25 protein-coding genes are annotated in these 26269 nt (G+C 62.7%); 11 read left to right on the top strand and 14 right to left on the bottom strand.

Annotated features, from left to right (window positions below):
• Nucleotides 1–129: 129 nt before the first annotated feature.
• The 5 genes from BCA01S_RS02900 to BCA01S_RS02875 form a co-directional block, all read right to left on the bottom strand.
• Nucleotides 130–1251: a porin gene (locus BCA01S_RS02900; RefSeq protein ID WP_027775623.1), complete on the bottom strand. Its 1122-nt coding sequence runs from the start codon at nt 1249–1251 to the stop codon at nt 130–132.
• Nucleotides 1252–1867: 616 nt separating this feature from the next.
• Nucleotides 1868–2647, bottom strand: a complete 780-nt coding sequence (locus BCA01S_RS02895; protein ID WP_020065251.1) for an ABC transporter ATP-binding protein — start codon at nt 2645–2647, stop codon at nt 1868–1870.
• A gap of 42 nt (nt 2648–2689) precedes the next feature.
• Entirely contained in the window at nt 2690–3403 is a 714-nt protein-coding gene (locus BCA01S_RS02890; RefSeq protein WP_020065252.1) for an ABC transporter permease, read from the bottom strand.
• Nucleotides 3400–4089, bottom strand: a complete 690-nt coding sequence (locus BCA01S_RS02885; protein WP_020065253.1) for an ABC transporter permease — start codon at nt 4087–4089, stop codon at nt 3400–3402. The genes BCA01S_RS02890 and BCA01S_RS02885 overlap by 4 nt, the downstream gene beginning before the upstream one ends.
• A 308-nt stretch (nt 4090–4397) precedes the next feature.
• Nucleotides 4398–5174 (bottom strand): ABC transporter substrate-binding protein, encoded by a 777-nt coding sequence (locus tag BCA01S_RS02875; RefSeq protein WP_027775622.1) that lies wholly within the window; start codon nt 5172–5174, stop codon nt 4398–4400.
• Nucleotides 5175–5575: 401 nt separating this feature from the next.
• On the opposite strand from BCA01S_RS02875, the gene BCA01S_RS02870 reads away from it, so the two are divergent.
• On the top strand, nt 5576–6286 hold the full coding sequence (locus BCA01S_RS02870; RefSeq protein WP_027775621.1) for a pirin family protein: 711 nt from the start codon (nt 5576–5578) through the stop codon (nt 6284–6286).
• A 222-nt stretch (nt 6287–6508) separates the two neighbouring features.
• On the opposite strand, the gene BCA01S_RS02865 is transcribed toward BCA01S_RS02870, so the two are convergent.
• Nucleotides 6509–7045 carry a Spy/CpxP family protein refolding chaperone gene (locus tag BCA01S_RS02865; protein ID WP_027775620.1) on the bottom strand — a complete coding sequence of 179 codons (537 nt, stop codon included), beginning with the start codon at nt 7043–7045 and terminating at the stop codon, nt 6509–6511.
• Nucleotides 7046–7265: 220 nt separating this feature from the next.
• Here BCA01S_RS02865 and BCA01S_RS02860 point away from each other — a divergent pair, with 220 nt between their 5' ends.
• Together BCA01S_RS02860 and BCA01S_RS02855 are read left to right on the top strand one after the other, a co-directional pair.
• Nucleotides 7266–7991: a response regulator gene (locus BCA01S_RS02860; RefSeq protein ID WP_013338547.1), complete on the top strand. Its 726-nt coding sequence runs from the start codon at nt 7266–7268 to the stop codon at nt 7989–7991.
• Nucleotides 7975–9291, top strand: coding sequence for an ATP-binding protein (locus tag BCA01S_RS02855; protein ID WP_027775619.1), 1317 nt, complete (start codon nt 7975–7977; stop codon nt 9289–9291). Before BCA01S_RS02860 ends, BCA01S_RS02855 begins: the two co-directional genes overlap by 17 nt.
• 156 nt (nt 9292–9447) lie before the next feature.
• On the opposite strand, the gene BCA01S_RS02850 is transcribed toward BCA01S_RS02855, so the two are convergent.
• On the bottom strand, nt 9448–9714 hold the full coding sequence (locus BCA01S_RS02850; protein WP_020065259.1) for a double-stranded DNA-specific endonuclease: 267 nt from the start codon (nt 9712–9714) through the stop codon (nt 9448–9450).
• A gap of 113 nt (nt 9715–9827) precedes the next feature.
• Complete coding sequence (locus BCA01S_RS02845) at nt 9828–11513, bottom strand: sensor domain-containing diguanylate cyclase (protein ID WP_027775618.1); 1686 nt, start codon at nt 11511–11513, stop codon at nt 9828–9830.
• Between the two features lie 753 nt (nt 11514–12266).
• Here BCA01S_RS02845 and BCA01S_RS02840 point away from each other — a divergent pair.
• The gene (locus tag BCA01S_RS02840) at nt 12267–14018 is read left to right on the top strand and encodes an ABC transporter permease (RefSeq protein ID WP_027775617.1); all 1752 of its coding nucleotides are present in this window, start codon (nt 12267–12269) and stop codon (nt 14016–14018) included.
• Between the two features lie 93 nt (nt 14019–14111).
• Nucleotides 14112–15458: an ABC transporter ATP-binding protein gene (locus BCA01S_RS02835; protein ID WP_013338552.1), complete on the top strand. Its 1347-nt coding sequence runs from the start codon at nt 14112–14114 to the stop codon at nt 15456–15458.
• 104 nt (nt 15459–15562) lie between these two features.
• Here the strand turns inward: BCA01S_RS02835 and BCA01S_RS02830 are convergent, their stop codons facing one another.
• The 3 genes from BCA01S_RS02830 to BCA01S_RS02820 all read right to left on the bottom strand — a co-directional run bounded on the left by BCA01S_RS02830 (nt 15563) and on the right by BCA01S_RS02820 (nt 18002).
• A complete protein-coding gene (locus tag BCA01S_RS02830) occupies nt 15563–16105 on the bottom strand; it encodes a hypothetical protein (protein WP_027775616.1) in 543 nt (180 codons plus the stop codon).
• Entirely contained in the window at nt 16102–16704 is a 603-nt protein-coding gene (locus tag BCA01S_RS02825) for a hypothetical protein (protein ID WP_027775615.1), read from the bottom strand. Before BCA01S_RS02825 ends, BCA01S_RS02830 begins: the two co-directional genes overlap by 4 nt.
• A gap of 239 nt (nt 16705–16943) precedes the next feature.
• Complete coding sequence (locus BCA01S_RS02820; RefSeq protein ID WP_027775614.1) at nt 16944–18002, bottom strand: sigma-54 interaction domain-containing protein; 1059 nt, start codon at nt 18000–18002, stop codon at nt 16944–16946.
• A gap of 309 nt (nt 18003–18311) precedes the next feature.
• Between BCA01S_RS02820 and BCA01S_RS02815 the strand changes: the two genes are divergently transcribed.
• The 6 genes from BCA01S_RS02815 to otsA all read left to right on the top strand — a co-directional run bounded on the left by BCA01S_RS02815 (nt 18312) and on the right by otsA (nt 23223).
• Nucleotides 18312–18629 carry an ElaB/YgaM/YqjD family protein gene (locus tag BCA01S_RS02815; protein WP_020065268.1) on the top strand — a complete coding sequence of 106 codons (318 nt, stop codon included), beginning with the start codon at nt 18312–18314 and terminating at the stop codon, nt 18627–18629.
• A gap of 235 nt (nt 18630–18864) precedes the next feature.
• Entirely contained in the window at nt 18865–19125 is a 261-nt protein-coding gene (locus BCA01S_RS02810) for a hypothetical protein (protein WP_027775613.1), read from the top strand.
• Between the two features lie 297 nt (nt 19126–19422).
• Nucleotides 19423–20823, top strand: coding sequence for a sigma-54-dependent transcriptional regulator (locus tag BCA01S_RS02805; protein WP_027775612.1), 1401 nt, complete (start codon nt 19423–19425; stop codon nt 20821–20823).
• Between the two features lie 90 nt (nt 20824–20913).
• Nucleotides 20914–21141, top strand: a complete 228-nt coding sequence (locus BCA01S_RS02800) for a hypothetical protein (protein WP_027775611.1) — start codon at nt 20914–20916, stop codon at nt 21139–21141.
• Nucleotides 21142–21294: 153 nt separating this feature from the next.
• Complete coding sequence (locus tag BCA01S_RS38870; protein WP_084166735.1) at nt 21295–21570, top strand: hypothetical protein; 276 nt, start codon at nt 21295–21297, stop codon at nt 21568–21570.
• A gap of 225 nt (nt 21571–21795) precedes the next feature.
• On the top strand, nt 21796–23223 hold the full coding sequence (otsA, locus tag BCA01S_RS02795; protein ID WP_020065274.1) for an alpha,alpha-trehalose-phosphate synthase (UDP-forming): 1428 nt from the start codon (nt 21796–21798) through the stop codon (nt 23221–23223).
• Between the two features lie 141 nt (nt 23224–23364).
• Here the strand turns inward: otsA and BCA01S_RS02790 are convergent, their stop codons facing one another.
• The 3 genes from BCA01S_RS02790 to BCA01S_RS02780 form a co-directional block, all read right to left on the bottom strand.
• Nucleotides 23365–24813, bottom strand: coding sequence for an MFS transporter (locus BCA01S_RS02790; RefSeq protein WP_084166733.1), 1449 nt, complete (start codon nt 24811–24813; stop codon nt 23365–23367).
• 178 nt (nt 24814–24991) lie between these two features.
• The gene (locus tag BCA01S_RS02785; protein WP_027775609.1) at nt 24992–25495 is read right to left on the bottom strand and encodes a YbhB/YbcL family Raf kinase inhibitor-like protein; all 504 of its coding nucleotides are present in this window, start codon (nt 25493–25495) and stop codon (nt 24992–24994) included.
• Between the two features lie 159 nt (nt 25496–25654).
• On the bottom strand, nt 25655–26101 hold the full coding sequence (locus tag BCA01S_RS02780) for a very short patch repair endonuclease (protein ID WP_027775608.1): 447 nt from the start codon (nt 26099–26101) through the stop codon (nt 25655–25657).
• Nucleotides 26102–26269: the final 168 nt, after the last annotated feature.

Raw genomic sequence — 26269 nt, 5'->3', positions numbered from 1 at the left:
GCCAATAAAAAACGGTGCGATACCCTATCGGACATCGCACCGATACGCGCCTCTCGCAGCAGCGTGAAAAAGATTCTCTTGAAGAACTTCTAAGCCCCGAAGGCAGTGCCTTCGGGGAACACCGTTCGATTAGAACGAGTGCTGAATACCTGCGTACACACCGGTCTGGCTGTGGCCAGGCAGCGGGTTCTCGTTGTACGTAGTCGTGCCGCCCGAAGTGATGTTGCCGCCAGGGCCTGCCGCGTTCGCGTCAAGACCGAAGTTAGCGGTCTTGCTGTTACGCGCGGTCGCAACCTGGATGTCCAGCAGCGTGCGCTTGGACAGGTTGTACGAACCGCCGATCGTGTAGATCGTTGCGTTGCCGCCGTTCTTGTTGGCGTTGACGTGATACACCGCCGCGATCAGTGCTGCGGCCGGCGTGGCTTGCCACGTCACACCACCCCATTCGTGATCGAGCGACGTCGGCGACGTGCCTGCAGCGCTAGCAGCGGCGGACGTACGGACTGCCTGGTATGCGCCCTGGATCTTGAACTGACCGAGGAACACGTTGAAGGCTGCCGTGTATTCGCGCGATGCGGTGAACGGGTCGGTGAAGTTACCGTTTGCGGCGTTGCGGATTTCGTCATAGATACCGCGAACCTGGAACAGCGACGACGTGTACGTCAGCTGCAGACCTGCTTCACGGCCCTGCGGCGTCGTGCCGTTACCGTTCCAGTTCGTTGCGTTCGACAGTGCGTACTGACCATACATGTCAAAGCCGTAGAACTTCGGCGACTGGTAAGCAAGGTTGTTGCTCGATTGCGGCCAGTTGCGGCCACGCACCAGCGATGCCGACGACCAGTTCGACTGACCGAACGGGTCGAAGTCCCACACGCCGTTCGAGATGAAGAGCATGCGACCCATCGTGAACGTACCGTACGTATTGTTCGACAGACCGACTGTTGCCCAACGATTGAAGAGACCGCCGCCGCCAGGACCTGCGCCCGTCATGGTGTTGAACGAGCCTTCCAACTGGAACAGAACCTTGTTGCCGCCGCCGATGTCTTCGACGCCCTTCATGCCCCAGAGGCTCGTGCCCCAGTCACCGCTTTCCGCGCGCCAGCGCGACGTGGAGCCGGTGTAGTTGGCGTTCGGCAGACCGCTTATGTATTCGATACCCGCGTCCAGGCGACCATACAGTGTCACGCTGCTTTGGGCATGCGCAACAACGCCGGCCGACATCAGCGCAGCGGCGAGCAAAGCTTTCTTCATCTTCTCCTCCATACCCTGTCAAAAAGTGAAACCCAGTACTGCGAATGGTGTTCGGACGCAAGCGCTCCGAACAGAAATCGGTACCAGGGAGATTAGCGGGCGGATTAGGTCTCCTGTCCTGACGTGCAGCCTTGGGACTGTCTCGTCGTCACGCCGATCCCTCGCCGACCGGTTCTCCTCTGTGCTTTGAAGTAAAACTACTTTTAATGAACTTTGTTTTGCTACTTTGGTTACTAATTTATCAAAAATACACTTGTGTGGGAGAAGAAATTAGTACCGGCGTTGACCTGTGTCTCCAAATTGCAATACGGATGTGCGCAAAGGCGCTTTCAAGCGCCTTGAAAAATAGCTCATTCCCTTGCGTGACAAGGGAATCACGGATCGGCGGGAGCAAGATTAAGGATTGCCACTATTGACGCTGCCAAAACGGCAAGGTAGTGCGAAAGCAAGGGGCTGGAAGGCGTGGCGGCGGGGGTTTCGCGGTCGAAATGCATGGATTACGCAGTTGACCGAAACAAAAAAGGCGCTCGTAAGCGCCTTGTAAAACTACTTTCACTACAAGCGGTAAATGAGACACATCAGTTTGTCTCAAATACCAGGTTCTCCGATATGTCCGCTATTTGAGACTTCCAGAAAGAAACTGCTTGAGGCGCTCGCTACGAGTGTTGCGGAACACTTCGTCGGGATGGCCTTCTTCTTCTACGCGGCCTTGGTGCAGGAACATCACGTGGTTCGACACATTGCGCGCAAATGCCATCTCATGCGTGACAACGATCATCGTGCGGCCTTCCTCGGCGAGCGTCTGCATGACCTTGAGGACTTCGCCGACCAGTTCGGGATCGAGCGCGGAGGTCGGTTCGTCGAACAGCATCACGTCGGGATGCATCGCCAGAGCGCGCGCGATCGCGACGCGCTGCTGCTGGCCGCCGGACAGATGCGACGGATACTGCTTCTCCAGGCGCGGCGCCAGACCGACCTTCTCCAGGTACTCGCGAGCGCGATCTTCGGCTTCCTTGCGCTTGAGGCCCAGCACGTTCACGGGCGCTTCGACAATGTTTTCGAGCACGTTCATGTGCGACCAGAGGTTGAAGTGCTGGAACACCATGGACAGCTTGGTGCGCACGCGCTGCAACTGCTTCGGGTCGGACACGCGCAACGCACCGTTTTTGGCGATCTGCGTGCGGACTTCTTCGCCGTCCACAAAAATGCGACCGGCGTTCGGCTGTTCGAGAAAGTTGATGCAGCGGAGCATCGTGCTCTTGCCCGAACCGGACGAGCCAATCACGCTGATCACGTCGCCGGCATTGGCCTTCAGCGTGACGCCCTTGAGAACTTCGTTATCGCCGTACTGTTTGTGAAGCTCGTCGACAAAGAGCTTTTGCTTCGTTGTGTTCATCAGAATCCTTGGGCGTGCTTACGTGCTGGCGCAATGCGCCGGTTACTTGCCTTGCGGCCGCAGGTAGGCGAGCCAGCGGCGCTCGGCGCGGCGGAACAGCCACACCAGCGCGAAAGAAATGCACAAATAGAGCAGGGCGGCAATACCGAACGCATTGAACGACTGATACGTCGCAGAGTTGACGTCACGCGCGATCTTGAGAATGTCCGGCACGGTCGCGGTGAATGCGACGGTCGTAGCGTGCAGCATCAGGATGACTTCGTTGCTGTAATACGGCAGCGCGCGGCGCAGCGCCGACGGCAGAATCACGCGCCGGTACAGAGTGAACGACGACATGCCGTAAGCGCGTGCCGCTTCGATTTCGCCATACGGCGTAGCCTTGATGGCGCCGGCGAAAATCTCGGTGGTGTAGGCGCAAGTATTCAGCGTGAACGCGAGCAGCGTGCAGTTCATGCCTTCGCGGAAAAACGCGTTGGTCAGCTCGTGATTGCGGACGATCTCGAGGCTATACAAGCCCGTGTAGCAAAGCAGTAGCTGCACGTAGAGCGGCGTGCCGCGAAAGATGTACGTGTAGAGCCACACGAGAGTGGAGAGCCATTTCTTCTTCGACACGCGCGCCACGGCGAGCGGAATCGACAGGCAGAAACCGAGGCCGATCGACACCACGAGCAGCCACAGCGTGATCGCGAGGCCGGTGAAGCGGTAGCCGTCGGTATAAAGATAGTTGCGCCAGTATTCCTGAATGATCTCGATCATAGATCCGCCTTTCGCACGCCGGTTGAGTAACGCTTTTCGAGGTACATCAGTACGAAGTTGGACACTGTGGTGATGACGAGATAGATCGCCCCCGCGAACAGGGTGAAGAAGAAAAACCGCAAGGTGCCTTTGCCCGCGTCCTGCGAAGCCTTGACCACATCCGCGAGGCCGATGATCGACACGAGCGCGGTGGCTTTGACCATCACCTGCCAGTTGTTGCCGATGCCGGGCAGCGCGAAGCGCATCATTTGCGGGAACATGATGCGCGAGAACACCTGCCAGCTCGTCATGCCGTAAGCCGCACCCGCTTCGAGCTGGCCGCGCGGCACGGCGAGGAACGCACCGCGGAACGTCTCGGTGAAGTACGCGCCGTAGATGAAGCCGAGAACCGCGACGCCGGCCACGAACGGGTCGATGTCGATCTGATCCCAGCCGAGCAGGTCGGTCAGATTGTTTAGCCAGATCTGGATGCTGTAGAAGAGCAGCAGCATCAGCACGAGGTCGGGCACGCCGCGCACGAGCGTGGTGTAAACCGTGCCGGCACCGTGCGAGAAGCGGTTCTTCGACAGTTTCGCCGCCGCGCCGACGAGGCCCAGCAAGAAAGCGAGCGCCAGGGACAACACCGCCAGTTTGACGGTCTGCCAGGTGCCGTTGAGAAGCAGCGGGCCGTAGCCTTGAAGGAACATATCGGGTCCTTGACGATGCGTTTGCGACACACCGCGAAAGACGCGGCCGGCTCTGCACCGCATGTACCGCGAGCTTCGCTCGCTGTGATCCGCGGCGCACAGCGTACCGCTGTGCAAATCATGACTGCATGACCGTTGGCGATCTTGCAGCGCGCTTTTCGACTCTCTTTGAAACTAGACCGACTGTATTACGAAGCCCGGGGGAAGCCCATGCGGGCGAGCCCCGAGTTCCATGGTGCCCGCGTCTCGCGCGAGCAGGCGAAGTGCCTGAAGCGATGGCCCGGCTGTGAACCGTGCCCAGTGTCCGATCAATGTCCAGGATAGATCTCGAAGTCGAAGTACTGCTTTTCGAGCTTCGTGAACGTGCCGTCCTGATGAACCTGTGCGAGGGCCCGATTGAACATGGTCCGCAGATCGGCGTCTTCCTTGCGCAGACCGATGGCCGTGCCTTCGCCGATGGTTTTCGGATCCTTCACTTCCGGACCGGCCCACGCGAAGCCTTTACCGCGCGGCGTCTTCAGGAAACCGGCGTCGGCCTGGATCTCGTCCTGCAGCGCGGCGTCGAGCCGGCCGGAGGTGAGATCGGCGTAGACCTGATCCTGATTCTGATACGGCACGACGGTCACGCCTTTCGGCTCCCAATAGGCCTTGGCGTAGGCTTCCTGGGTCGTGCCCTGTTCGACGCCGATGCGCTTGCCCTTCAGCGATTCAGCGGTGGGCAGGAGCGGCGAGCCGGTTTTGGCGATCATGCGAGCGGGCGCGTCGAACACCTTGTCGGAGAAATCAATCTGCTCGCGGCGCTTGTCGGTGACGGTCAGCGACGACACGATCGCGTCGAACTTCTTGCCCTTCAGTGCCGGGATGATGCCGTCGAAATCCTGCTCGACCCATACGCACTTCGCGTTCATTCTTGCGCACAGCGCTTTGGTCAGATCGACGTCGAATCCGACGACCTGGCCGCTGGCCGCCTTCGATTCGAACGGCGGATAGCTGGCGTCGACCCCGATGCGTACGGTTTTCCATTCTTTTGCCATGGCGCCGGTGGCCATAACTGCGAGCGCTACGCACAGTGCGAGCTTCTTCATGTTTCTCCTGGGTCAAACTGATCGTCGTGGTGTCCGATCCCGACGAACGCCGGCTTGTGGCCGGCCGCGCTATTCTAGGCGGCCAAAATTGTCGCGCCGCTATGAGTCCCCGGCGCGGCGTCTCGGCGTTCAGGCGCCTTTGCGGCCACCATGTACGATGAAAAGCGCGGTATTTTACCCGAACAGGGGCGCGGCGCCAGTGCGCAATGCCGGTCGGACGGGCGCGGCGGCGGACGCGTTGTGTATGCGCGACGCGTAGGCGGGTTCAGCTAGGCGAGATCAGCCTCGGCCTCGCGCGATTACGCGGATTTGCGAAACGATCCGGTGCATTCGCGCCGATTGTGCGGCGGGCGCACAGCCCATACATTCTGGCCATCGCCAGATTTGACAGGGAGTACCTCATGATCGAAATTCGCCGCTCCGACGAACGCGGCCACGCCAACCACGGCTGGCTCGACTCGTATCACAGCTTCTCGTTTGCCGACTATCGCGACCCGCAGCATGTCCATTTCGGCCCGCTGCGCGTGATCAACGAAGACCGCATAGCGGGTGGCCAGGGCTTTGGCACACACGGACACCGCGATATGGAGATCGTGACCTACGTGCTCGAAGGGGCGCTTGCGCATCGCGACAGCATGGGCAACGGCTCCACGATCCGTCCGGGCGACGTGCAGCGCATGAGCGCCGGCACCGGCGTCATGCACAGCGAGTTCAACGCATCGCAGGACGAAGAGGCGCATCTGCTGCAGATCTGGGTGATTCCGCGGCGCGCGGGCGATCAGCCGGGTTACGAAGAGAAGCACTTCGAGGCCGCCGACAAGCGTGGCCGGCTCCGTGTTGTCGCCTCGCCCGACGGCCGCGACGGCTCGGTGACGATCCACGCGGACGCGTCGATCTACGCCGCGCTGATCGACGGCACCGAGCAGGCCACGTTGACGCTGCCCGAAGGACGGCTTGCCTATGTGCACGTGGCACGCGGCTCGTTGACGGTGAACGGCGAGGCGCTTCAAGCGGGCGACGCGGCCAAGCTCAGCCAAATAGATACGGTGAAGCTGGAAAAAGGGCATAACGCCGAAGTGCTGCTGTTCGACCTCGGCCGGCTCCAAGGCTAAAGAGCGTTGGCTGCAGGCGGTCCTGGCGCAACTGGTTGAGCGCGCAACGACCTCGCAAGCGCGAGCGCTCGCCGGGATCACGCTAATAGAAGCCGAGAAGACACGGAAAGAACGCCACGGAGAAGCTCCGTGGCGTTTTTTTTTGAAGGCGACCACGCGAGTGGCCTTCGTTTATCGAGCCGCGCATTGGCTGCGCGGTCGCGCGTGGCTTACTGGCGTGGCTTACTGATTTGCAGCAGGCGCCGATGCCGCACCCTGCTGATGATGCTGCCAGCGCTCGCGCATCTTTTCGTGACGCGATTCCATCTTCGCAAAGCGCTGCTTCAGCGCGGTGCTGACGGTGGTCTTCTGCTGGTCATTCAAGCCGTTGTAGAACTTGAGCCAGGCGTCGGTGGTTTGCTGGCGCAACTGTGCGTCTTTCTGCTCGATCTGCTGATGAGCGGTGGCCATTGCGTTCAGGTCGAGAATCGGCTGCTGCTGCGCGGACTTGAACTGATCCTTCATCTGCTCGTGGTTCGCACGCATCGCCTCGTGGCTCTGCTTCATGGTGTCGAGCGCGGCTTGCCACTGCTTTTCCTGATCCGCGTTCAGCTTCAACTGGTCATGAAGTTGCGTGAGTTCCTTCATGAAGTGCCCATGCCATCCGCCGGGACCGCCGTGGGCCTCGTGAGCGGGTTGAGCCGCATAGGCTGCGCCCGCGCCGATGGCGAGAGCGGTGGCGGCAACGGCGAGGGCGCGCGAGATTTTTCTGGTGGACATGTCATGCTCCTTGTAATGGAATAGCCGACGATGCATCCGATCACGTTTGACGGCCTGCATTCGGTAAGACACAGCGTAGAGAACTGCATCGGCCGCTGTGTTACGCGCCCTGGTGCCGCTGTTACGGGCCATTACGTGCAGCTTTCACGGTAACACCCGGTAACCCTTGAGGCCTGCTTGAAATCGAAAACCGTTCCTGTCGCGCGTTAAACTTCATTCCATGGCTACTCAAATACTTGTTGTCGACGACGACGTCGAATTGCGCGATCTTCTGCGCGACTATCTGGCCCGCCAGGGTATCGAAGTGTCGGTGCTGCACGACGCGGGCTCGCTCGAACGCAGGCTCGAGCGCGAGCGTCCCGATCTGATCGTGCTCGACCTGATGATGCCGGGTGTCGACGGGCTCACGGCGTTGCGCAAGCTGCGCGCGTCGGGCGACGACATTCCCGTCATCATGCTGACCGCGCGCGCTGACGACGTCGACCGGATCGTCGGGTTGGAACTCGGTGCTGACGACTACCTCGGCAAGCCGTTCAATCCGCGCGAACTGCTTGCGCGCGTGCAGGCAGTCTTGCGCCGTCGCCGCACGCTGCCGTCGGCGGCTGCGCCCGAGCAGCGCGAGCCGTTCAGCTTTGGCCGTTTCACGCTGGACTTCCAGTCGCGCACACTGCATCTGGAGGACAAGCCGCTTACGCTGTCCGGCAGCGAGTTCGCGTTACTGAAAATCTTCGTGAACCACCCCATGCGCACGCTGACGCGCGAGCGTCTGCTGGAGTTGCTGCACGGTCCCGAGTACGACGGCACCGACCGCGGCATCGACGTGCAGGTGTGGCGTCTGCGGCGCATCCTCGAAACGGACCCGTCCACGCCGCGCTTCATCCAGACAGTGCGCGGGCGGGGCTACGTGTTCGTGCCGGACGGCGAACAGCATGCGCCGGCCCATTGATTCGCTGTTCGGGCGGCTGGCATTGCTGGTCGTCGCGGTGTTGCTGCTGTCGCATTTCGCGTGGTACGCCCTCATGCGCCTTGAGCGCAACCAGCTGCAAGCGCGTTACGCCGTCGAAGAAGCCACTTTCCTCGTCGACGCGGTGCGTCAGCACGTGGTCCGCAACCCCGACCAGCCGTTGCCCTCGCGGGTGAAACTGGTCGATCCGGCGAGCCCCGAGGTGCCGCCGGAATCCCCGAACATGCCGCCGCCGCTGGAACGTTTTATCGAAGACGTGCGCGACCGCATGCCGTCCGGCACGCAGGTGCGCGCCGGCTTGCCGGGCGGCCCGCCCACCCTGTGGGTGCGCGGAACCGCCGACCGCAGCTGGATCGTCGTGCCGGTTCAGCCGCTGCGACCGCCGCGTTCGCTCGACCGCACCGTGTTGTGGCTCGTCATGATCTTCTCGTTCGCGGTCATGGCGGCACTCTTCGCCGCATGGGCGCTGCAGCAGCCTCTGCGCTCGCTCGCCCAGGCGGTCGCGCGGTTCGGCCGTGGCCTGCCGGTGCCGCCCGTGCCCGAGCGCGGACCGCGCGAGTTGAGGCAATTGACGCACGGCTTCAATCAGATGGTTCAGGAAGTCGCGCGTACCGAGAACGACCGCGCGGTGATGCTCGCGGGTGTCGCTCACGATCTGAAGACGCCGCTCGCGCGCTTGCGGCTGCGTGCTGAAATGATGGACGAAGCCAAGATGCGCGACGGCGTCGTGCGCGATGTCGATTCCATGACGCACATCGTCGAGCAGTTCCTGGTGTTCGCGCACGACGGCGCCGACCGCAGCGAGCCGGTCGAAGTCGACGCGCAATGCGAACGGGTCGTGCGCAGTTATCGCGCAGTGGCCTCGGGCGCGCCGACCGTGGAAACCGACCTGCGGGCGGGTCCTGGTTTCCGCCTTCCCGCCGCGACGCTCGACAGAATTCTGTCCAACCTGCTCGACAACGCCCACGCCTATGGCGCGCCGCCGGTCGTGGTTGCCACTGCACGCACCGCGGAAGGTTTCACGCTGTCGGTGAGCGACAACGGCAAAGGCATTGCCGCGCAGGATCTCGTCAATGCAAGCCGGCCTTTCGTGCGGCTCGATCCGGCGCGCGGCGGCAACGGCCACAGTGGTTTGGGGCTCGCCATCGTCGAGCGGCTGGTTCGGCGCGCGGGCGGAGAGTGGGAGATAGGCAACCACGGCGGCCGTGGCTTGCGGGTCTTGATGAGCTTCCCGTTTTCCGCGGTGCCTCAGGTGAAGACGGCCTCGGAAAGCGTCTGGTGATGTGATCAGAGGCGCGGCCGTGCGCCCTGTCTTTCGCTGCTGTTCTGTTGCCCGCGCCCTTGGCACGATGCCCGCTGCTCGGGCCACTTTTCAAGCCGTCGCGAGGAACGTGGGTGCGGAACCGGAACGCGGCATCGAGTTGTGCAAAGCGCCGCGCTAGTCGGAGAAGAGCGTGTTCAGCGCATTCGCCGCTTCGCTATCCACCGTATTCCAGGTCACGGTTTCGGCTTCGAAAATATAGTGCGTCGTGTACTTGCCGAGGCGCGCGAGGATTTCTTCCTGAATGACCTCCGGCGCGACATCCAGCTTCAGATACCAGGCGGTGGACGACAGGCGCGTCTGAAACGCGCCGTATTCGGCCAGCAGATGGTCGAACGCGTCAGCATCCTGATCGCGGCAAACGATGACCAGATTTCCCTTCATGCGAATCTCCCGTTAAAGCGGTAGCGACAACCAAGGTCAGTGTCGATCATACCTGCTTGCTTGCGGGAAGCCCGGTGCTTCGGCGTGCGTTGCGTCAGACAGCGGAGGCACGGTTACCAGATGTTGGCCACCGTGCGCGCGGACGGCGCGGTGTCGTCGGGCGGCAGTGCTTCGGTGCGGTCGCGGCCGCCGGTCTTCGCGGCGTAGAGCGCTGTGTCGGCGCGGCTCATGATCCGTTCTGGGAGGTCGTCAACGGAAAGTTCGGTGATGCCGATGCTTACGCTGAGCGTGACCGAGGCGGGCAGCTTCGCCGACGGTACGGCCTTCAGCCGCAGGCGCAAGCGTTCGACCACTTCGCGGCCGCCGGCAAGATCGGTGGCCGGCAGCAGCAACCCGAACTCCTCCCCGCCGAGCCGGCCGATCGCATCGGCGCCGCGCAGTTCCGCCCGGCACGTGTCGACAAAATGTTCGAGCGCGCGATCGCCGGCAGCATGGCCGAAGCGGTCGTTGATCTGCTTGAAGTGATCGAGGTCCGCAATAGCCATGCACAGTGGCTGATTGCCCAGATGCGCACGGTCGATTTCATGGCGCAGCAAGTCGAGGAAATAGCGGCGCGACAGCGCGCCGGTCAATGCGTCATGACGCGCCTCGGCCGACAGCAGTGTATTGGCCGATTGCAACTGTTCGGCAAGATCGCGCGTGGCCCGATGGTGACGCCGCTCGCGCACGTACGAGACGGTAATTACCCACGCAAGCGCCACGGTGCCGGCCAGCGTCAGGAATACCAGCAGATGATCGCGCTTATGGTTGCGCAGCAGTTCGGGCCAGGCGGGTAGCGGCTCGACGAGATGCGCCGACAGCCCCGAGTTCAGACCGCCGCGAGTCTGATACAGCGACGGTCCCGGCTGCCCGGCCGAAGCGAACAGCTGTTCCGCTACAGCGGCCGACACCCACGGCGCTGCCTCGCGCACCTGCGTGTCCACGTGTATCTGGATATCCGGGAATGTGTCGCGGCGATAGGTCAGCTTGCGGTCCGCTGTGCGCATCTTCGTCACTGGGGAGTCCGGCAGTGTGTGGCCTTCGAGCTTGCTGTCGTGCGCCATGATGATGACGCCGTTACCGTCGGCGACGAAGGTCCCGGCATGGGCGACCCAGTGGCGCAGCCGCGCGATCCCCACCTTGGCGACGACTGCACCTGTGAGTTCTCCGTCCGCATAGACCGGCACGGCGATGAAGATGCCGGGCTCGCCACTCGTGCGGCCCACGCCATACGCTTCCGAGAACGCGCCGAGCAGGGCGCTCCTAAGGTAAGCCCGGACGCGCATGTCGACGCCGACGAAGGACCTGCGCGGCGTATCGGTGAGGACATCGCTCGCGGCCACGCAAATGCCATTGGCATTCACGAGCCACACCTGATCGAGCCCGGAGAAGCCCTGCGCGCGGTGCAGGAAGGTGCTCACGGCGGTCATCCGCGGGTCTTTTAGCAACGCGGCGCGCAGGCCGGGTTCCGTCGTCTCGCCGTTCGCGGCATAATTCCGGGATTGCACCAATGCGTTCTGAACCACGTCCATTTCGGCCATGGTTGCAGGAATGGCCCGCGACATCGCGAGGTCGCTTGCTATCACCTCCGCCATGTTGTCGACGATGGAGGCCGACATCTGGCGCTGGGCGTGCAAGGTCGCGGCAAGTTCTTGCTGTACCATCCGGTCCGCGACCATGCCGGCCGCGAACCAGCAAGCCAGTAAGATCAGCACGAAGACGATCGGGCCGGTTGCCTGGCGCAAGGTTGTCCTGTTCATCGACCCTCTGATCCGTCTGGCTTAGACATGCAACTTGCTATTCGTGGCAGCGCCGCGGCGCTGTTTCGCCCCGCGTTTCGCGATTGTGGGAACGGCCGTTTGTGCGCCGTCGCTGGTGTTCGGGATAAACCACCAACGCAGTGCATCTTTGTGGATTCTAACCGTGATGGGGCCAGACGCCACCGTTATTGAGGCATGAGATCGCATGGGCTTCACCCATCAGGTTCTTAACGGCAGTCCGGCCGGTTTCTTGATGCCCCGCGCGACAGTGCGAAGCGTAATTCCGCAATTTCGGCATCAATGAGCTTGACCGGCCTTTCGATCAATGGTCGTGAGGTTGCTCATAAAAGAGGCTCACGGCACGGCTGCTTGCTCTCGGCGGAAGGCCGCTGTCAGGTCATTGCCGGGCTGTTGTCAGACGGCCGCTATAAGTTGTCGCGATTTGCCTTCAAAGGTTGTGCCTGAAACATAGGATGGTGTAGTGTCGTGCCGTCCAAAACAAAGGAAAGCTCGCCAGCCTACGGGCGGCGCCTGCGGCGACAGGATTCTGGCTTGACGGTTGGGGGTTGCGGGGCGGCTTACCCGTGAGCACTTCCGTCGCTGGTCCACGTGTCACCAACGCTAACGATTTACCGCGCACACGCGTTTTGCCATGCCTGATTTCCGCTTTCCGGACCGATCGTCAGACCGCCGCGCCGAAGTCGCGGCCTCGTTCGCGCGTTTGTTCGCCTGTATGAGTGAGGAGTGGGTCTGATGGATTTCAGCTTCAACCTGAAGCGCACCGCCAATGCGTCGGCATGGCGGGTGCTGCCCAATCGCTGGGACTTCGTGGCCTTTCCGCTGATCATCTGCATCATCGCAATGGCGGCGATCGGCTTTCACGAGACGCTCGCGCCGATGTCCACGCTGAAGACCCAGGCGATCTCGCTCGACCCCGCGAACCTGCCCGAGTATGCAATGCGCACGACATTGCGCATGCTCGCGGCGATGGTCGCGTCGCTGGTATTCACGCTGGTCTACGGCACGCTTGCCGCGAAGAGCCGCCGGGCGGGTCTCGTGCTGGTGCCGATTCTCGACATCCTGCAGTCGGTGCCGGTCCTCGGCTACATATCGTTTACGGTCACGTTCTTTCTCGCGCTGTTTCCGGGCCGCGTGCTGGGCGCCGAACTCGCGGCGATCTTCGCGATCTTCACGAGCCAGGCGTGGAACATGACGTTCAGCTTCTATCAGTCGCTTCGCACGGTGCCGCGCGATCTCGACGAAGTCTCGCGGGGCTTTCACCTCACTTCATGGCAGCGTTTCTGGAAGCTCGAAGTGCCGTTCTCGATGCCCGGTCTCATCTGGAACATGATGATGTCGATGTCCGGCGGCTGGTTCTTCGTGGTCGCCTCCGAGGCCATCACCGTCGGCAACAACACGATCACGCTGCCAGGCATCGGCGCCTATCTCGCGCAGGCGATCGTCGTCAAGAATCTGCACGCGATCGGCTGGGTGATTCTCGCGATGACCGTCGTGATTCTCGCGTATGACCAGTTGCTGTTCCGACCGCTCGTCGCATGGGCGGACAAATTCCGTATGGAGACCACGAGTTCGGGCGACGCCCCGGAATCGTGGCTGCTCGATCTGATCCGCCGCACACGCCTGATTCACCGCTTGCTCGTGCCGCTCGGCTGGATGTTCGCCAAGGCCGCGCGCGTGCCGTTCCGGCTGCCCGCTTTGCAAAGGCCGCGCTTCCAGATCCCGCAGATGCAGAAGAGCTCGCGCCTTGGCGACATCGTGTGGGCGGCGCTGGTCCTGATCGGCACTGTCTATGTCGTGTATCGCGTCTTCATTTACGTGCGCACGGGCGTTTCGCTCGACGAAGTCGGCCACGTTTTCATGCTCGGCCTCATCACACTGTTGCGGGTGGTGCTGCTGATCGCCATCGCGTCGGTGATCTGGGTGCCGGTCGGCGTGCTGATCGGCTTGCGGCCGGCGCTCGCCGAGAAGATTCAGCCGCTCGCGCAGTTTCTTGCCGCGTTTCCGGCCAATCTGCTGTTTCCGGTTTTCGTGATCGTAATCGTTCGCTTCAACCTGAACCCGGACATCTGGCTGTCGCCGCTGATCGTGCTCGGCACCCAGTGGTATATCCTGTTCAACGTGATTGCCGGCGCGACCTCGTATCCGAACGACTATCGGGAAGCGGCGAAGAATTTCCACATTCGTGGCTGGCAATGGTGGCGTCAGGCCATGTTGCCGGGCATTTTCCCGTACTACGTGACGGGCGCGATCACCGCGTCGGGCGGCGCGTGGAACGCGAGCATCGTCGCGGAATTCGTGCAGTGGGGCGACACGAAGGTTGCGGCGCACGGGCTCGGCGCCTATATCGCGCAGTCCACGGCTGCGGGCGACTATCCGAAGATCATCGTGGGTATTGCGGTGATGTCCCTGTTCGTGACGCTCTTCAACCGCCTGCTGTGGCGTCCGATGTACGCGTACGCCGAAGCCAAGCTTCGGCTGGACTAAGCGCGCCCACTTTGCCGCTCGCGCCGGGCCCACAACGGGGCCGTGCAAAGCTCGGGCGGCCCGGCGTTTCTTGAGAATTGAAGGCATATCGCGATGCAAAATCCTAAAGCTGCTATGACCGCCGCGCCGATCCAGACGCCGCCGAAGCCGCCGCGCCTCGGCGAAGAGATCCTGCGTGTCAAGGACGTGTGCCGCGGTTTCAACAAGTCGCAGGGCGAACTACTCGTTCTCGACGACGCGAACCTGTCGCTGCGTGAAGGCGAGATCGTGGGTCTTCTCGGGCGTTCGGGCTCGGGCAAGTCGACGTTGCTGCGCATCATCGCCGGTCTGATCGAGCCGACCGACGGCGAAGTCACCTATATGGGCAAGCCGCTCGACGGTCCCGCGAAGGGCGTCGCCATGGTATTTCAGACATTCGCGCTGTTCCCGTGGCTGACCGTGTTGCAAAACGTGGAAGCCGGGCTGGAGGCGCAAGGCGTGGCCGCGCGCGAGCGGCGCGAACGCGCGCTCGCGGCGATCGACCTGATCGGCCTCGACGGTTTCGAGAACGCGTATCCACGCGAGTTGTCGGGCGGCATGCGCCAGCGCGTCGGCTTCGCGCGGGCGCTGGTGGTCGATCCCACGCTGCTGCTGATGGACGAACCGTTCTCCGCGCTCGACGTGCTGACCGCCGAAACGCTGCGTACCGACCTGCTCGATTTGTGGACGCAGGGCCGCATGCCGATCAAGGCAGTGTTGATCGTTACTCACAACATCGAGGAAGCCGTGTTCATGTGTGACCGGATTCTGGTGTTGTCGTCGAATCCGGGCCGGGTGATTGCCGAGATCAAGGTGCCGTTCAAGCATCCGCGCAATCGTCTCGACCCGGCGTTCCGCCGTCTGGTCGACGAAATCTACGCCAAGATGACCGCGCGTCAGACGGACGAAAAAACCCGGAAGGGGCTGGAGTTGCACAGCTGGTTGCCGCACGTGTCGACCAACCTGATGGCTGGTCTGATCGAGACGCTGGCCGCGGCGCCCTATCACGGCCGCGCGGACATGCCGGAAATCGCACGCTCGCTGCATCTGGAGGTGGACGATCTGTTCCCGGTGGCCGAAGTGCTTCAACACCTCGGTTTCGCCGACGTGCGCGAAGGCGATATTTTCCTGACGCCGCCCGCACGCGTGTTCGCGGAGTTCGGCACGCAGGAACGCAAGATGATGTTCGCCGAGCATCTGTTGCGGCATGTGCCGCTCGCCGCGCGAATCAAGAAGGTGTTGAACGAACGGCCGGGGCACCGCGCCCCACGCGTGCGCTTCGAGCAGGAACTCGAGGATTTTCTGTCCGACAGCGCCGCCGAGGAAACGCTCGACGCGGTCATCAACTGGGGCCGTTACGGCGAGATTTTCTCGTACAACGACCAGACCGAAATCTTCAGTCTGGAAGACGTGGAGTCGTGAGCGCGACGGCGCTTCTGCGCGTCGCTCATTGAAAACGGCAGGGGAGACCCTGCCGTTTTTCGTTCTGCCGTGTGAACAGCGCAATGTTTGCTGACGCGTCCGGTCTACTGCAAATTGCCCCAACGTTCGACGGCTGGTTCTGCAGAAGCCCATTTCCAGCCCTTGTCCTGCTGGCACGCGCTGGCGGTGTACCAGTCTTCGTGTGCGCCCGGACCGTCGCCGTCCCGCACCGAGAACACGAATTCCTTGCAAAGCGCGAGCGCTGACCCGAACGCGCGCGTGACGCGCACCTCGCCGTGACCGTTTTCGATGGGCAGCGTGTGCTTGACCGACCAGGGCCGCGTTTCGCCGACGGGCATTGCACCTGCCAATGCCGCGATCAGATTCTGCTGGTCGGTGTGCATGCCGCGCATGTAGCGGCCCACGGCCTCGTCCGTTGCGGCTTGCACGGCGATACCCACACCGATGCCGACCGCCGGATTCGACGTGACGAGACCCGACGCGACACCGGCGGCGGCGCCGCTTGCCGCGCCGATCGACGAGCAACCGCTCGTGAGCAGAGTCGCGCTGACACATAGCGCGGCTGCAACCGCCGTCAGGCTCAGGCGACGCAGCGGCTTTCCAGTCGCAGGCGCATGCGCCGTCATTGCAGTGCATCCCAGCGTTCGGTGGCGGGCTCGGCCGAAGCCCATTTCCAGTTTTCGCCGTCGCGGCAGATGGACGCGACGTAAAACGCGCTGCTTGCAGGCACGTTCTTAGTGGCGATGTGATCGACCGAAAAGACGATTTCCTTGCAGTCGAGCGTGCCCGCGCTAATCGTGCGGCTGACGGTGACGCGGCCGTGCTCGTCGTCTTCGATCGGAACGGAGTGCGTGACGCTCCATGGTGCGACGGCGCCGACTTCGAGCGGCCCGGCGATCTTCGCGATGCCGTCCTGGGTGTTTCGGTGGACCACCCGCTCCGAGTACTGCACGCCGGCTCTCGCGGCGGCCACTGCGCCTAGACCTATGCCGGTGGCAACGGCGGCGTTATTGGTAACCTGCGCCGCAATCGCGGCGCCGGCGATACCCGCGCCGGCCGTGGCACCTTCGGTATAGAGCGAACTGCAGCCGCTCAGCGCCGACGAGACCGCCACCGCCAATACGGCCAGCACGGCGGCATCAGGCCGTCGGCGCGCTGTCGATCGTTCCAGGCGGGTTTTCAAGCGCGGCTTCAACCACTCGGCCCACACCATTTTCTTTCGCATTCCCTGTCTCTACTTTTCTTGCATGTTCGCGTGCAGAGGCCGCCCCCGAACAAGCAGCGCCTCTTCCCATCGACGAAAAATGGGCTGCTGCATTTTGCAGGATGCGTTTTGTAAATGGCAGCAGAAAAGTGCAAGAAATTGCAAAAGATGGTGCGGCTCAAACCGGATTCTGTTCAATGACAGGCCGGTTCGATTGGTGGTGCGAACTGATCGCGGGAGGGAGTTCTCCGCAGACGCGGCTAGTGCTCGGTATCTTCTTCCGAGCCTTCGTCGCCGTACGCGCTCAAGCGGTTATAAAGCGTCTTCAGGCTGACGCCGAGCGCTTTTGCCGCGCGCCGCTTGTCGCCGCCGCAGTACTTCAGCGTGCCGAGAATGATCTGCTTCTGAGCATCGGCGAGCGGCGTGCCGATCCATACGCTCATCGCGTCGCCTTGCGTGACTGGCCGCTTTACCTTCGACGCAAGATGCGGATGCGGCAACTCGACCGTTTTCTCAGCGAGGATAAACGCGCGGTACACCGCGTTCTTCAACTCGCGCACGTTGCCCGGCCACGACCATGTGCGCAGCGTTTCGATTGAGCGTTTGCTGAAGCTCTTGCTGGTGCCTTCCTGCTGATTGAGTTGCGCGAGGAAGTGCTGGGCGAGCAGTTCGCGGTCGTTTTCGCGTTCGCGCAGCGGCGGCGCGCGCAATGGGAAAACCGCCAGCCGGTACATCAGGTCTTCGCGCAGGCCGTTTTCCTTGACGGCCACGGCGGGGTCGCGGTTGGTAGCGGCGATCACGCGCACGTTGCCGCTGATCAGCTCGTTGCCGCCCACGCGATAGAACGTGCCCGTCTCGAGCGCGCGCAAAAGTTTCACCTGACGCACAGGCGCCATTTCGGTGACTTCGTCGAGGAACAGCGTGCCGCCGTTCGCATGCTCAAAGTAGCCGATGCGCCCTTGAACCGCGCCGGTGAAGCTGCCTTTTTCATGGCCGAAAAGTTCGGCCTCGATCAGTTCGTCGGGAATCGCACCGCAGTTGACGGCGACGAAGGGCGCGTCCTTGCGGCTGCTTTGATCGTGAATCGTGCGGGCGATCAGCTCCTTGCCGGTGCCCGATTCGCCGATGATCAGCGCGGTTGCGTCCGTGCTCGCGACGCGCTCGATCTGCTCGTACAAGTCGAGCATCACCGGCGACGAGCCGTAAAGCAGGCCGTACGATTTCAGTCCCGCGATGCCGTCCGTGACGCGCTGCTTCGCCTGAGCGGAAGCGCTGCCGCCGGCGGACACAGTGGGCGAGTCCACATCGATTGACGCCATAAACGGGGAAGTCCTGTGCAAATGAGGTTCGTTGTTGCGGCGCGCAGGCCTAGGAACGAGACAGCTCTTAAAGTCGTATCTCACAAAAGTCGATTTAACCACTTCGACGGCGCTTCCTGCAATCTATGTGTCAGCTATCGACGAGCTGTGGCCGCAAGTCGGTCGAAAGTGCCAGGGTTGAATGCTGCGTGTTGGCGTGTTCGCTAAAGTTACCGGGCACAGGGTTTGCGCCTTCCTCCCGACACGCGTGCGCTTTCGCCGCTAACACCGCGGCGCGCGAACGCTGACCCTAGACGAGGAGTGAGAACGATGACTGACACGACGCAACAGCTTGCACTCGGCGGCCAGAAGATCGTCGAGGATCTGCGGGTGCTGCTCAAGGACTCGGAAGAAATGCTGCGACTCGCCGCCAATGTGCCGGGTGAGGGCGTAGGCGCATTGCGTCAGAAACTGGGTACCCACGTGGAAACGCTGCAATCCGCACTTGGCGATGCGCAGGATAACGCTCAGCGACGCTATCGCTCAGCGACCGTCAACACGGAACGTTACGTGCGGCAAAACCCGTGGAGTTCGGTCGCCATTGCAGCGGGCGTGGGCTTTGTACTCGGCGTCCTGACTGCGCGCTAACGGCCGGCTCATTGGCGAGGCATCGGCTGAATGACGGCCGATTATCAGCTGATTCTTGGCTGACTTTCAGCTCAACACGGCCGATCCTGGCCGCGGAGCGCTCGCTGGGACCGGCGCAGGGCGAAACTGCCGCGCTTTCACATTCCGGCTACCGCCTGGCGATTTATCGACAGTGACCGGCGGCACGATGAGCCGCCGCCACCTTTCTCCATTCAACGACCACAAGGAGTTCACGATGGCTCGACCCAAAATTGGTATCTTCGGCGCGCTGATGGCGCTCGGCGGCTTCCTCGCGGTCCGCTATGTCCAGCGAAACCGTGCTGCGCAGGGAGCGACTGGACGTGAGTTGCACCGCTGGGAAGGCGAGGGTGGCGCCGTTACCGCGCCGTCGTCGTCCGCGCCTGGCGCGGCTCTGGCGGCGAGCACGAGCCCGGGCGCTCATGGAGCAAACGGCTCCGCACATCCCGACGCGTGGCCGTTCCCGCACAGCAGCTAAGCTTGCTTTTCGCCAGGGCGCCGCATGCAATCCCTGGGATGCGACGCCCTGGCGGTACTGTTAATTTGTCTCAGTAAAGCCTTATAATAGGTAAATACAGAACAATAGTGCCGATCACGTCCTGCTTTCTGCGTGTATTGTTGCAATATTGAATGGAATCGGCGGTCTCGTGCTTGATGCAGGTTGGCGTGCGCTCACATCGAGACACATTAGCCGCCGCCCGCGCGAGGGTCGTCGCCCTTTTTAGCATGCCCCGCCGCATGCTCTTCTCCCACGCTTGCAGGCTTTCGAGACGCGATGCCACATGTACTGATTGTCGATGACGACGCAGGTACCCGCGAGGCGCTTTCCGCCATCATCGGGGAAGACGGATTGACCACCGCCACCGCGGGCGATTTGCGCGAAGCGCGCATTCAACTCGTCCGGCAAATGCCGGACGTTGTCTTTACCGACCTGAAGCTGCCGGACGGCAGCGGGGTCGACTTGTTCGAAGATCTCGATCCGCGCTCCGGCGTGGAAGTGATCGTGATCACGGGCCACGCCACGGTGGAGTCGGCGGTGAACGCGCTGAAAATGGGCGCCACCGACTACCTGGTCAAGCCGATCAACATGCAGCGCGTGAAGGCGATTCTTTCGCGGCTGCCGCGTGCCGGCGACCTGAAGGCGGAAATCGGCACTTTGCGCGGCGAACTGCGTCGCATGGGCCGCTTTGGTTTGATGCTCGGCAATTCGCCGGCAATGCAGGAGGTCTACGACCAGATCGGCCGCGTCGCGCCCACGGCGGCTTCGGTCATGCTGGTCGGCGAATCGGGCACCGGCAAGGAAGTGGCCGCACAGACGCTGCACGAACTGAGCTTGCGTCGCAAGCATGCGTTTCTCGCCGTGAACTGCGGCGCGATCTCGCCGAATCTGATCGAATCGGAAATGTTCGGTCACGAGCGCGGCTCGTTCACCGGCGCCGACCGTCAGCACAAAGGCTATTTCGAGCGCGCGAACGGCGGCACGCTGTTCCTCGACGAAATCACGGAGATGCCGATCGAGCTGCAGGTCAAGCTCTTGCGCGTGCTCGAAACGGGCATGTTCATGCGTGTGGGCACGACAAAGGAAATCGAAACGGACGTGCGCCTGATCGCCGCGACCAACCGCGATCCGGAGCAGGCGGTGCTGGAAGGCAAGCTGCGGCTCGACCTTTACCATCGGCTGAACGTGTTTCCGATCAGTTTGCCGCCGCTGCGCGACCGGGGCAAAGACGTGGAGTTGCTGGCCCAGGCGTTTCTCGACGAGCTCAACGAGCGTCACGGCACGCGCAAACATTTTCCGCCCGCAGTGAAGGAAATGTTGTTGTCGTACCCGTGGCCGGGCAATGTGCGCGAACTGAAGAACTACGTGCAGCGCGCGCACATCATGTCGGGCTCGGATTCGGACAGCACGGCCACCGTGCCGCTGCAGATCACGCTGTCGAAGCCGGCGGCCGGTACGGCGATCACCATCCCGTTCGGCACGTCGCTCGCAGAAGCGGATCGTCAACTGATTCTGGCCACGCTCGAGCAGTGCGGCGGCGTGAAGACGCGCGCTGCGGAGATTCTCGGTATCAGCCTGAAGACGCTGTATAACCGCCTCGTGGAATACGGCAACGACGCACGTGAAGAAGGCGATTCCGCCGACGAATCGCGCGCGCTCGGCGGCGCGGACGCCTAGCGTTCAATCGCCCCGCTTTGTCCGGGAGCGCTTCGGTAACGGCACAGCCCTTGCTGCGTTTCGGTAGAACGCATAACGAGGATCACTGACATGCCGGAACACGTTGCCGCTCCCGCGTCGCCGCTTCAAAAGCATGCACATCGTCCGGAGCCGATCGAGCCGCCTTCGGCGCCGCCCACGCCGGGCGAGCCCGACACTGTGCCCGACCCGAGTCCTCAGCCGATCGAACCGGTAGAGCCGCCGATCGGCGACCCGCCGCCGCAGCCCACGCAAACTCCGCAAGCCAGTCGGTGCCCGCCAATCTCTCTGCAACTCTGACATGGCCTGCAGGTTGAGCCCTAGCCACGCGCCGCAAACTTGTGTACATGTTACAAATGCGGCGCACGTTTTACCGGCGGTTACGGCGTCGTTTCGAAACTTGTAGATGCCGCCACTGCTTGGGCGGCGCGGCTTTGCCCGGAGGCATCGATCATGAGACATCCAGCACTGCGGCGTTCGGCGCGCCATTCCAAGCGCGATGGCCGTCCCCCGGCGACGAAGAATGGTCCGCCGCTTTCTACTGAGTCGTCCCCCGCACCAGCGCCCGATCCATTGGCCGCACCCGCCCCTCAGACGACCCACCACGATCCGTCCGCACAGAATCGCGTCGCGCCGCACGCACCACCTGACGGGGAGTACAACCAGGGCGGCGTCCGCCCGGAAGGCCTCGACTACCAGCGCGACTTAGGCTCCGAGCAGGACGCGTGAGGCTCTCTGCCCAGGAAATGATCGCGCGAGAAAGGCGTTCGCCAGTTCGTCGTAGGAAACGGAAGGAAGTTCTTCGCGGCGTTCCTGTGCTGCGGGTTTTTGCTCGCCCGTCACATTTGCATACATTTTTTGTCCTCCGCTTTCGCAAAAACGGCACGCGACTTGCATGCACCTTTTTGGCACATGTCCGTATGCAACGAAACAACTGAACTAGGTGGAGCACCAATGAGCAGACTGATCGTGGTATCGAATCGTGTTGCGCCGACCCAGGAAGGGCGGCCCGCAGCGGGCGGCCTGGCGATCGGCGTGCTGGATGCGTTGAAGGAAACCGGCGGAGTCTGGTTCGGCTGGAGCGGTGAGACGGTGAGCGAGCCGTCCCCGCCGCTAATCGAGAAGCAAGGCAACGTGACCTATGCGACCGTTGGCCTGACCAAGCGTGACTACGACCAGTATTACCGCGGCTTTTCGAATGCGACGCTGTGGCCGACGTTTCACTATCGCAATGACCTGTCGCGTTACGACCGCCAGGAATATGCGGGCTATCAGCGCGTCAATGCGACGCTCGCCAAGCAGCTCAAGGAGCTTCTGAGGCCTGACGACATTATCTGGGTTCACGACTACCACTTGTTGCCGTTTGCGCGCTGCCTGCGCGATCTCGGTGTGAAGAACCCGATTGGCTTCTTCCTGCACATTCCGTTTCCGGTCCCCGAGGTGTTACGCACGATCCCGCCGCATGAAGAACTCGTGAAGGCAATGTGCAGCTACGACGTGATCGGCTTTCAGACGGAGGCGGATCGCCAGTCGTTCGTCGATTTCATCGAGCGTGGCCATCATGGCACGTCGAGTGAAGACGGCATGGTTCACGCCTACAACCGTTTCCTCAAGGTGGGTGCGTATCCGATCGGTATCTATCCGGACGCGATCGCCAAGGCCGCCGAGCAGTTCACCGACCGCAAGCCGGTGCGCAGCCTGCGCGACGGCATGCGCGGCCGCAAGCTGATCATGAGTGTCGATCGCCTCGATTATTCGAAGGGTCTGGTCGAACGCTTTCAGGCGTTCGAGCGCCTGCTGCTGAATGCGCCGGGATGGCACGGGCGTGTGTCGCTCGTGCAGATCGCACCGCCGACGCGCGCGGACGTTCAGACCTATCAGCGAATTCGTCAGACGTTGGAAGGCGAGGCGGGGCGTATCAATGGCCGCTTTGCGCAACTCGACTGGACGCCGATCCAGTACCTGAACCGCAAGTACGAACGCAATCTGCTGATGGCGCTTTTCCGTCAATCGCAGGTCGGCTACGTGACGCCGCTGCGCGACGGCATGAACCTCGTCGCAAAGGAATATGTCGCGTCGCAAGATCCGGCCGATCCGGGCGTGCTGGTGCTCTCGCAATTCGCCGGCGCGGCCGAGCAACTGCCGGGTGCACTGGTCGTCAATCCGTTCGATCTCTCGCAAATGGCCGAAGCGCTGGAACGTGCGCTCTCGATGCCGCTCGCCGAGCGCCAGGCTCGCCATGCGGACATGATGGCGCCGATGCGCGAGAACAACCTGTCTGTCTGGCGCGATACCTTCCTCGGCGATTTGCGCAACGTCGCTACGGCGTCTTCCGTGACGGCCAAAGCGGTAAAGCTCGCTGACGTGACGGCGTCGTCATAGGAATTTTGCGGCAGCGCGGCTCTCGCGGAGCCGCGCGGGCTCGTCACGTCAGAGCGAGGTTGTCGAAGAAAAAGAAAGGGAAGGGCGCGGATCGTTTGCAGCGATCCGCGCCCTTTTGTCGTTGAGTTCGCAAAAATGTAATCAGGCCGGCCGCGCCTTTGCCCGCTGCGTTACGCGCAGGGTGCTGACCACCGCTGCCACCGCGGAAAAACCTGCGGCCACATACAGCGCGAGGACTGGCCCGTTGTGCGGCGCCACTCCGAAAATCAACGCGACAAGCGCCGCGCCGAGCGTCTGCCCGGTCAGGCGTGCGGTGCCCAGCATGCCGCTCGCGCCCCCGCTGCGCTCACGAGGCGCGGATGACAGCATCGTGCGGTTGTTAGGCGACTGGAAGATACCGAAACCGGCGCCGCACAACGCCATGCGCCATGCGATCTGCACCGGATCGGGATGCGCTCCGAGCGTGGCGAGCAGCAGCAGTCCGACGGTCATGGTGGCCAGTCCGACGCCGCCCAGCCAGCCTGACGACACCTTGTCCGACAGCACGCCGGCAATCGGCGCAGCGATGATGATGACCGCGGGCCATGGCGTCATCAGGAGGCCGGTATCGACCTGCGAGAAACCCAGCGTGTCCTGCAGCATGAAAGGCAGCGACACGAAAGCGAGCATCTGCGCGCAAAACGAACAGACCGAGGTGCCGATCGACAGCGCGAAGATCGGAATCCTCAGCAAATCGATCGGCAGCAGCGGCGCCGGCCGGCTCAATTGACGACGCACGAAGAAGTAGCCGATCACCACCGCGCCGATGAATTCCACGGCGACATAGCCGAGCCGTTCTCCGTGCCCGAGACCGTCGACTGCGAAAATCAGCAGGCCGAAAACGAACGCGTTCATGACCGCGCTCAACAGGTCGTATGGCGAATCGTGGCCGCGGTTCATGGGAAGAGCTTTGAAGCCGCCCACAATCGCCGCGATGCCGATCGGCACATTGATCGCGAAGAGCCACGGCCACGAGGCCACGGCGAGCACCCCCGAGGCCACCGTGGGTCCTACAGCCGAGGACACGGCGACCACCATCGCATTGATTGCGACGCCGCGCCCGAGTTGCGTCGGCGGATAGATCATGCGGACAAGCGCCGTGTTCACGCTCATGACACCCGCCGCGCCGAAGCCCTGCACGACGCGAGCAATCGCGAGCGTCGACAGCGACGTGGAGAGCGCGCAGCCGAAAGACGCGACCGTGAACAGAATCAGGCCGCCGAGATAAATGCGCCGATAGCCGATGCGGTCGCCAAGCGACGCGAGCGGCAGCAGTGAAATGGTGATGGCAAGCTGATACGCGTTGACGACCCAGATGGAGCCGGCCGCACTCGCCCGGAGGTTTCGCGCGATAGTGGGCAACGCGACATTGGCAATGGCGCTGTCGAGTACTGCCAGCGTGAGGGCGAGCGCAATGACCAGCATCGCCCAATAGCGTTGCGGCGTCGGCAGGCCGTGTTCGGGGTTGGACGCAGCGGCGCTGTCGGCCGCGCCTGTCTGCTCTGCGTCGGGCGGTACTGCGCCGCCATTGCGCGATGGTTGTGCGTGCATCGGTTGTTGGATGTGCCTTGGACAAACCGCCGGTCGGACAGCGAGCCGTGGGTATCGCGCGCCATTGCAAAACGGTTCGCGGGACGCGGCGATGCCGGCGCGCAACGAATGAGCGCGCCGGCATCGCCCATGTCAAATGCGCGCCGCGCTCGGGCGGCGCGGCATCGCCAGCTTGCCGTTACTTGAGTTCGTAGAGGCCGGTGTGGGTCGTCGAGTCGATCTCGTTCATATGCGTCATGAAACGCGCGACCGCATTGGTGGTTTCGGCATTGATCGGCAGATGCGGCACGCTCAGCGCATGCAGGCGGAAGATGTAGCGATGTGTCTTGTCGCCGCGCGGAGGCGCGGCACCGCCGAAGCCGACCGTGCCGTAGTCGTTGCGCACCTGCAGCGCGCCCTGCGGCAGCAGCGAGCCGTCGGCCTTGCCAGCGTTGCGCGGCAGCGAACGCACGTCGGCGGGAATGTTCACCACGACCCAGTGCCAGAATCCGCTGCCAGTCGGCGCGTCGGGATCGTGCACGGTGAGCGCGAAGCTCTGCGTGTCAGCCGGCGCGCCTTCCCACTGCAGCGCGGGCGCGATGTTTTCTCCATCGACGCCAAAGGCCTTGTCGTTGTACTCGTGTGCCTTCGGCATGAAGCCGTTGTTGGAGAAATCGTCGGACCAGAGACGGAAATCAGCCATTATGTGCCTCCCTTCTTGACGGGTTTTCGATGGCCGAAGCGAACGGTTTCAGCGCCGCGCCGACGTCATGGCGGGCGGCCGAGCGTCGCTTCGGGTAAGCCGATTGAGTGTATCACCGCGTGCTTTCGGTTCGCTCGCCGCAGCGCCCGGCCTAAGGTGCTACGCGCGCTCCTCGAAGCTCGGCGTATCGCTTCTCAGCCATTCGACGAGCCGCGTCAGCACGCCTTCTATATCGCGATTAGCGCCACGCAAAGCGCATTCCCATACGACCGCGACGCGCCAGCCGCCGGCGAGCAACGCGGCGCGCACCTTGTCGTCGTTGCTGCGATTACGGCCAATCTTCTCGCGCCAGAACTCGGGGCGCGTCTGCGGCCATTTGAAAAGATGGCAGTCGTGGCCATGCCAGAAGCAGCCGTGCACGAGCACGACGGCGCGGTAGCGGGGCAGCACGATATCCGGGCGTCCCGGCAGGTCGCGCGCATCCAGACGAAAGCGAAAGCCCTGCCGATGCAGCAGGCTGCGGATCAGAACTTCGGGCTTGGTGTTGCGCCCGCGAATGCCGGACATCATGCGGCTGCGAGTCGCGCTGTCGACGATATCGACCATTGCTAGCTTTCAATGCGGCACCGCGCGCGGCCGCAGTGCGTCGGCGTGTGAAGACGGGACTTCTGTCGACTCATTCGATGGCTCCTCGGCAAGCAGCGATTGCCTACGCGGGAGCACGATGCGCGCCACATCGGGCGTCGCCGGCAGTTTAATTCGATGCGCGCAAGC

Origin of the sequence: Paraburkholderia caledonica NBRC 102488, from assembly GCF_000685095.1 — a bacterium.
GTDB classification, from domain to species: Bacteria; Pseudomonadota; Gammaproteobacteria; order Burkholderiales; family Burkholderiaceae; genus Paraburkholderia; species Paraburkholderia caledonica.
The sequence above is the reverse complement of the archived record's forward strand: the minus strand, read 5'-3'. Positions and strand labels throughout refer to the sequence as shown.

Coding starts and splice junctions, on each gene's coding strand:
- BCA01S_RS02900 (WP_027775623.1), bottom strand. CDS start 1,251: ATGAAGAAAGCTTTGCTCGCCGCTGCGCTGATGTCGGCCGGCGTTGTT.
- BCA01S_RS02895 (WP_020065251.1), bottom strand. CDS start 2,647: ATGAACACAACGAAGCAAAAGCTCTTTGTCGACGAGCTTCACAAACAG.
- BCA01S_RS02890 (WP_020065252.1), bottom strand. CDS start 3,403: ATGATCGAGATCATTCAGGAATACTGGCGCAACTATCTTTATACCGAC.
- BCA01S_RS02885 (WP_020065253.1), bottom strand. CDS start 4,089: ATGTTCCTTCAAGGCTACGGCCCGCTGCTTCTCAACGGCACCTGGCAG.
- BCA01S_RS02875 (WP_027775622.1), bottom strand. CDS start 5,174: ATGAAGAAGCTCGCACTGTGCGTAGCGCTCGCAGTTATGGCCACCGGC.
- BCA01S_RS02870 (WP_027775621.1), top strand. CDS start 5,576: ATGATCGAAATTCGCCGCTCCGACGAACGCGGCCACGCCAACCACGGC.
- BCA01S_RS02865 (WP_027775620.1), bottom strand. CDS start 7,045: ATGTCCACCAGAAAAATCTCGCGCGCCCTCGCCGTTGCCGCCACCGCT.
- BCA01S_RS02860 (WP_013338547.1), top strand. CDS start 7,266: ATGGCTACTCAAATACTTGTTGTCGACGACGACGTCGAATTGCGCGAT.
- BCA01S_RS02855 (WP_027775619.1), top strand. CDS start 7,975: ATGCGCCGGCCCATTGATTCGCTGTTCGGGCGGCTGGCATTGCTGGTC.
- BCA01S_RS02850 (WP_020065259.1), bottom strand. CDS start 9,714: ATGAAGGGAAATCTGGTCATCGTTTGCCGCGATCAGGATGCTGACGCG.
- BCA01S_RS02845 (WP_027775618.1), bottom strand. CDS start 11,513: ATGAACAGGACAACCTTGCGCCAGGCAACCGGCCCGATCGTCTTCGTG.
- BCA01S_RS02840 (WP_027775617.1), top strand. CDS start 12,267: ATGGATTTCAGCTTCAACCTGAAGCGCACCGCCAATGCGTCGGCATGG.
- BCA01S_RS02835 (WP_013338552.1), top strand. CDS start 14,112: ATGCAAAATCCTAAAGCTGCTATGACCGCCGCGCCGATCCAGACGCCG.
- BCA01S_RS02830 (WP_027775616.1), bottom strand. CDS start 16,105: ATGACGGCGCATGCGCCTGCGACTGGAAAGCCGCTGCGTCGCCTGAGC.
- BCA01S_RS02825 (WP_027775615.1), bottom strand. CDS start 16,704: ATGCGAAAGAAAATGGTGTGGGCCGAGTGGTTGAAGCCGCGCTTGAAA.
- BCA01S_RS02820 (WP_027775614.1), bottom strand. CDS start 18,002: ATGGCGTCAATCGATGTGGACTCGCCCACTGTGTCCGCCGGCGGCAGC.
- BCA01S_RS02815 (WP_020065268.1), top strand. CDS start 18,312: ATGACTGACACGACGCAACAGCTTGCACTCGGCGGCCAGAAGATCGTC.
- BCA01S_RS02810 (WP_027775613.1), top strand. CDS start 18,865: ATGGCTCGACCCAAAATTGGTATCTTCGGCGCGCTGATGGCGCTCGGC.
- BCA01S_RS02805 (WP_027775612.1), top strand. CDS start 19,423: ATGCCACATGTACTGATTGTCGATGACGACGCAGGTACCCGCGAGGCG.
- BCA01S_RS02800 (WP_027775611.1), top strand. CDS start 20,914: ATGCCGGAACACGTTGCCGCTCCCGCGTCGCCGCTTCAAAAGCATGCA.
- BCA01S_RS38870 (WP_084166735.1), top strand. CDS start 21,295: ATGAGACATCCAGCACTGCGGCGTTCGGCGCGCCATTCCAAGCGCGAT.
- otsA (WP_020065274.1), top strand. CDS start 21,796: ATGAGCAGACTGATCGTGGTATCGAATCGTGTTGCGCCGACCCAGGAA.
- BCA01S_RS02790 (WP_084166733.1), bottom strand. CDS start 24,813: ATGCACGCACAACCATCGCGCAATGGCGGCGCAGTACCGCCCGACGCA.
- BCA01S_RS02785 (WP_027775609.1), bottom strand. CDS start 25,495: ATGGCTGATTTCCGTCTCTGGTCCGACGATTTCTCCAACAACGGCTTC.
- BCA01S_RS02780 (WP_027775608.1), bottom strand. CDS start 26,101: ATGGTCGATATCGTCGACAGCGCGACTCGCAGCCGCATGATGTCCGGC.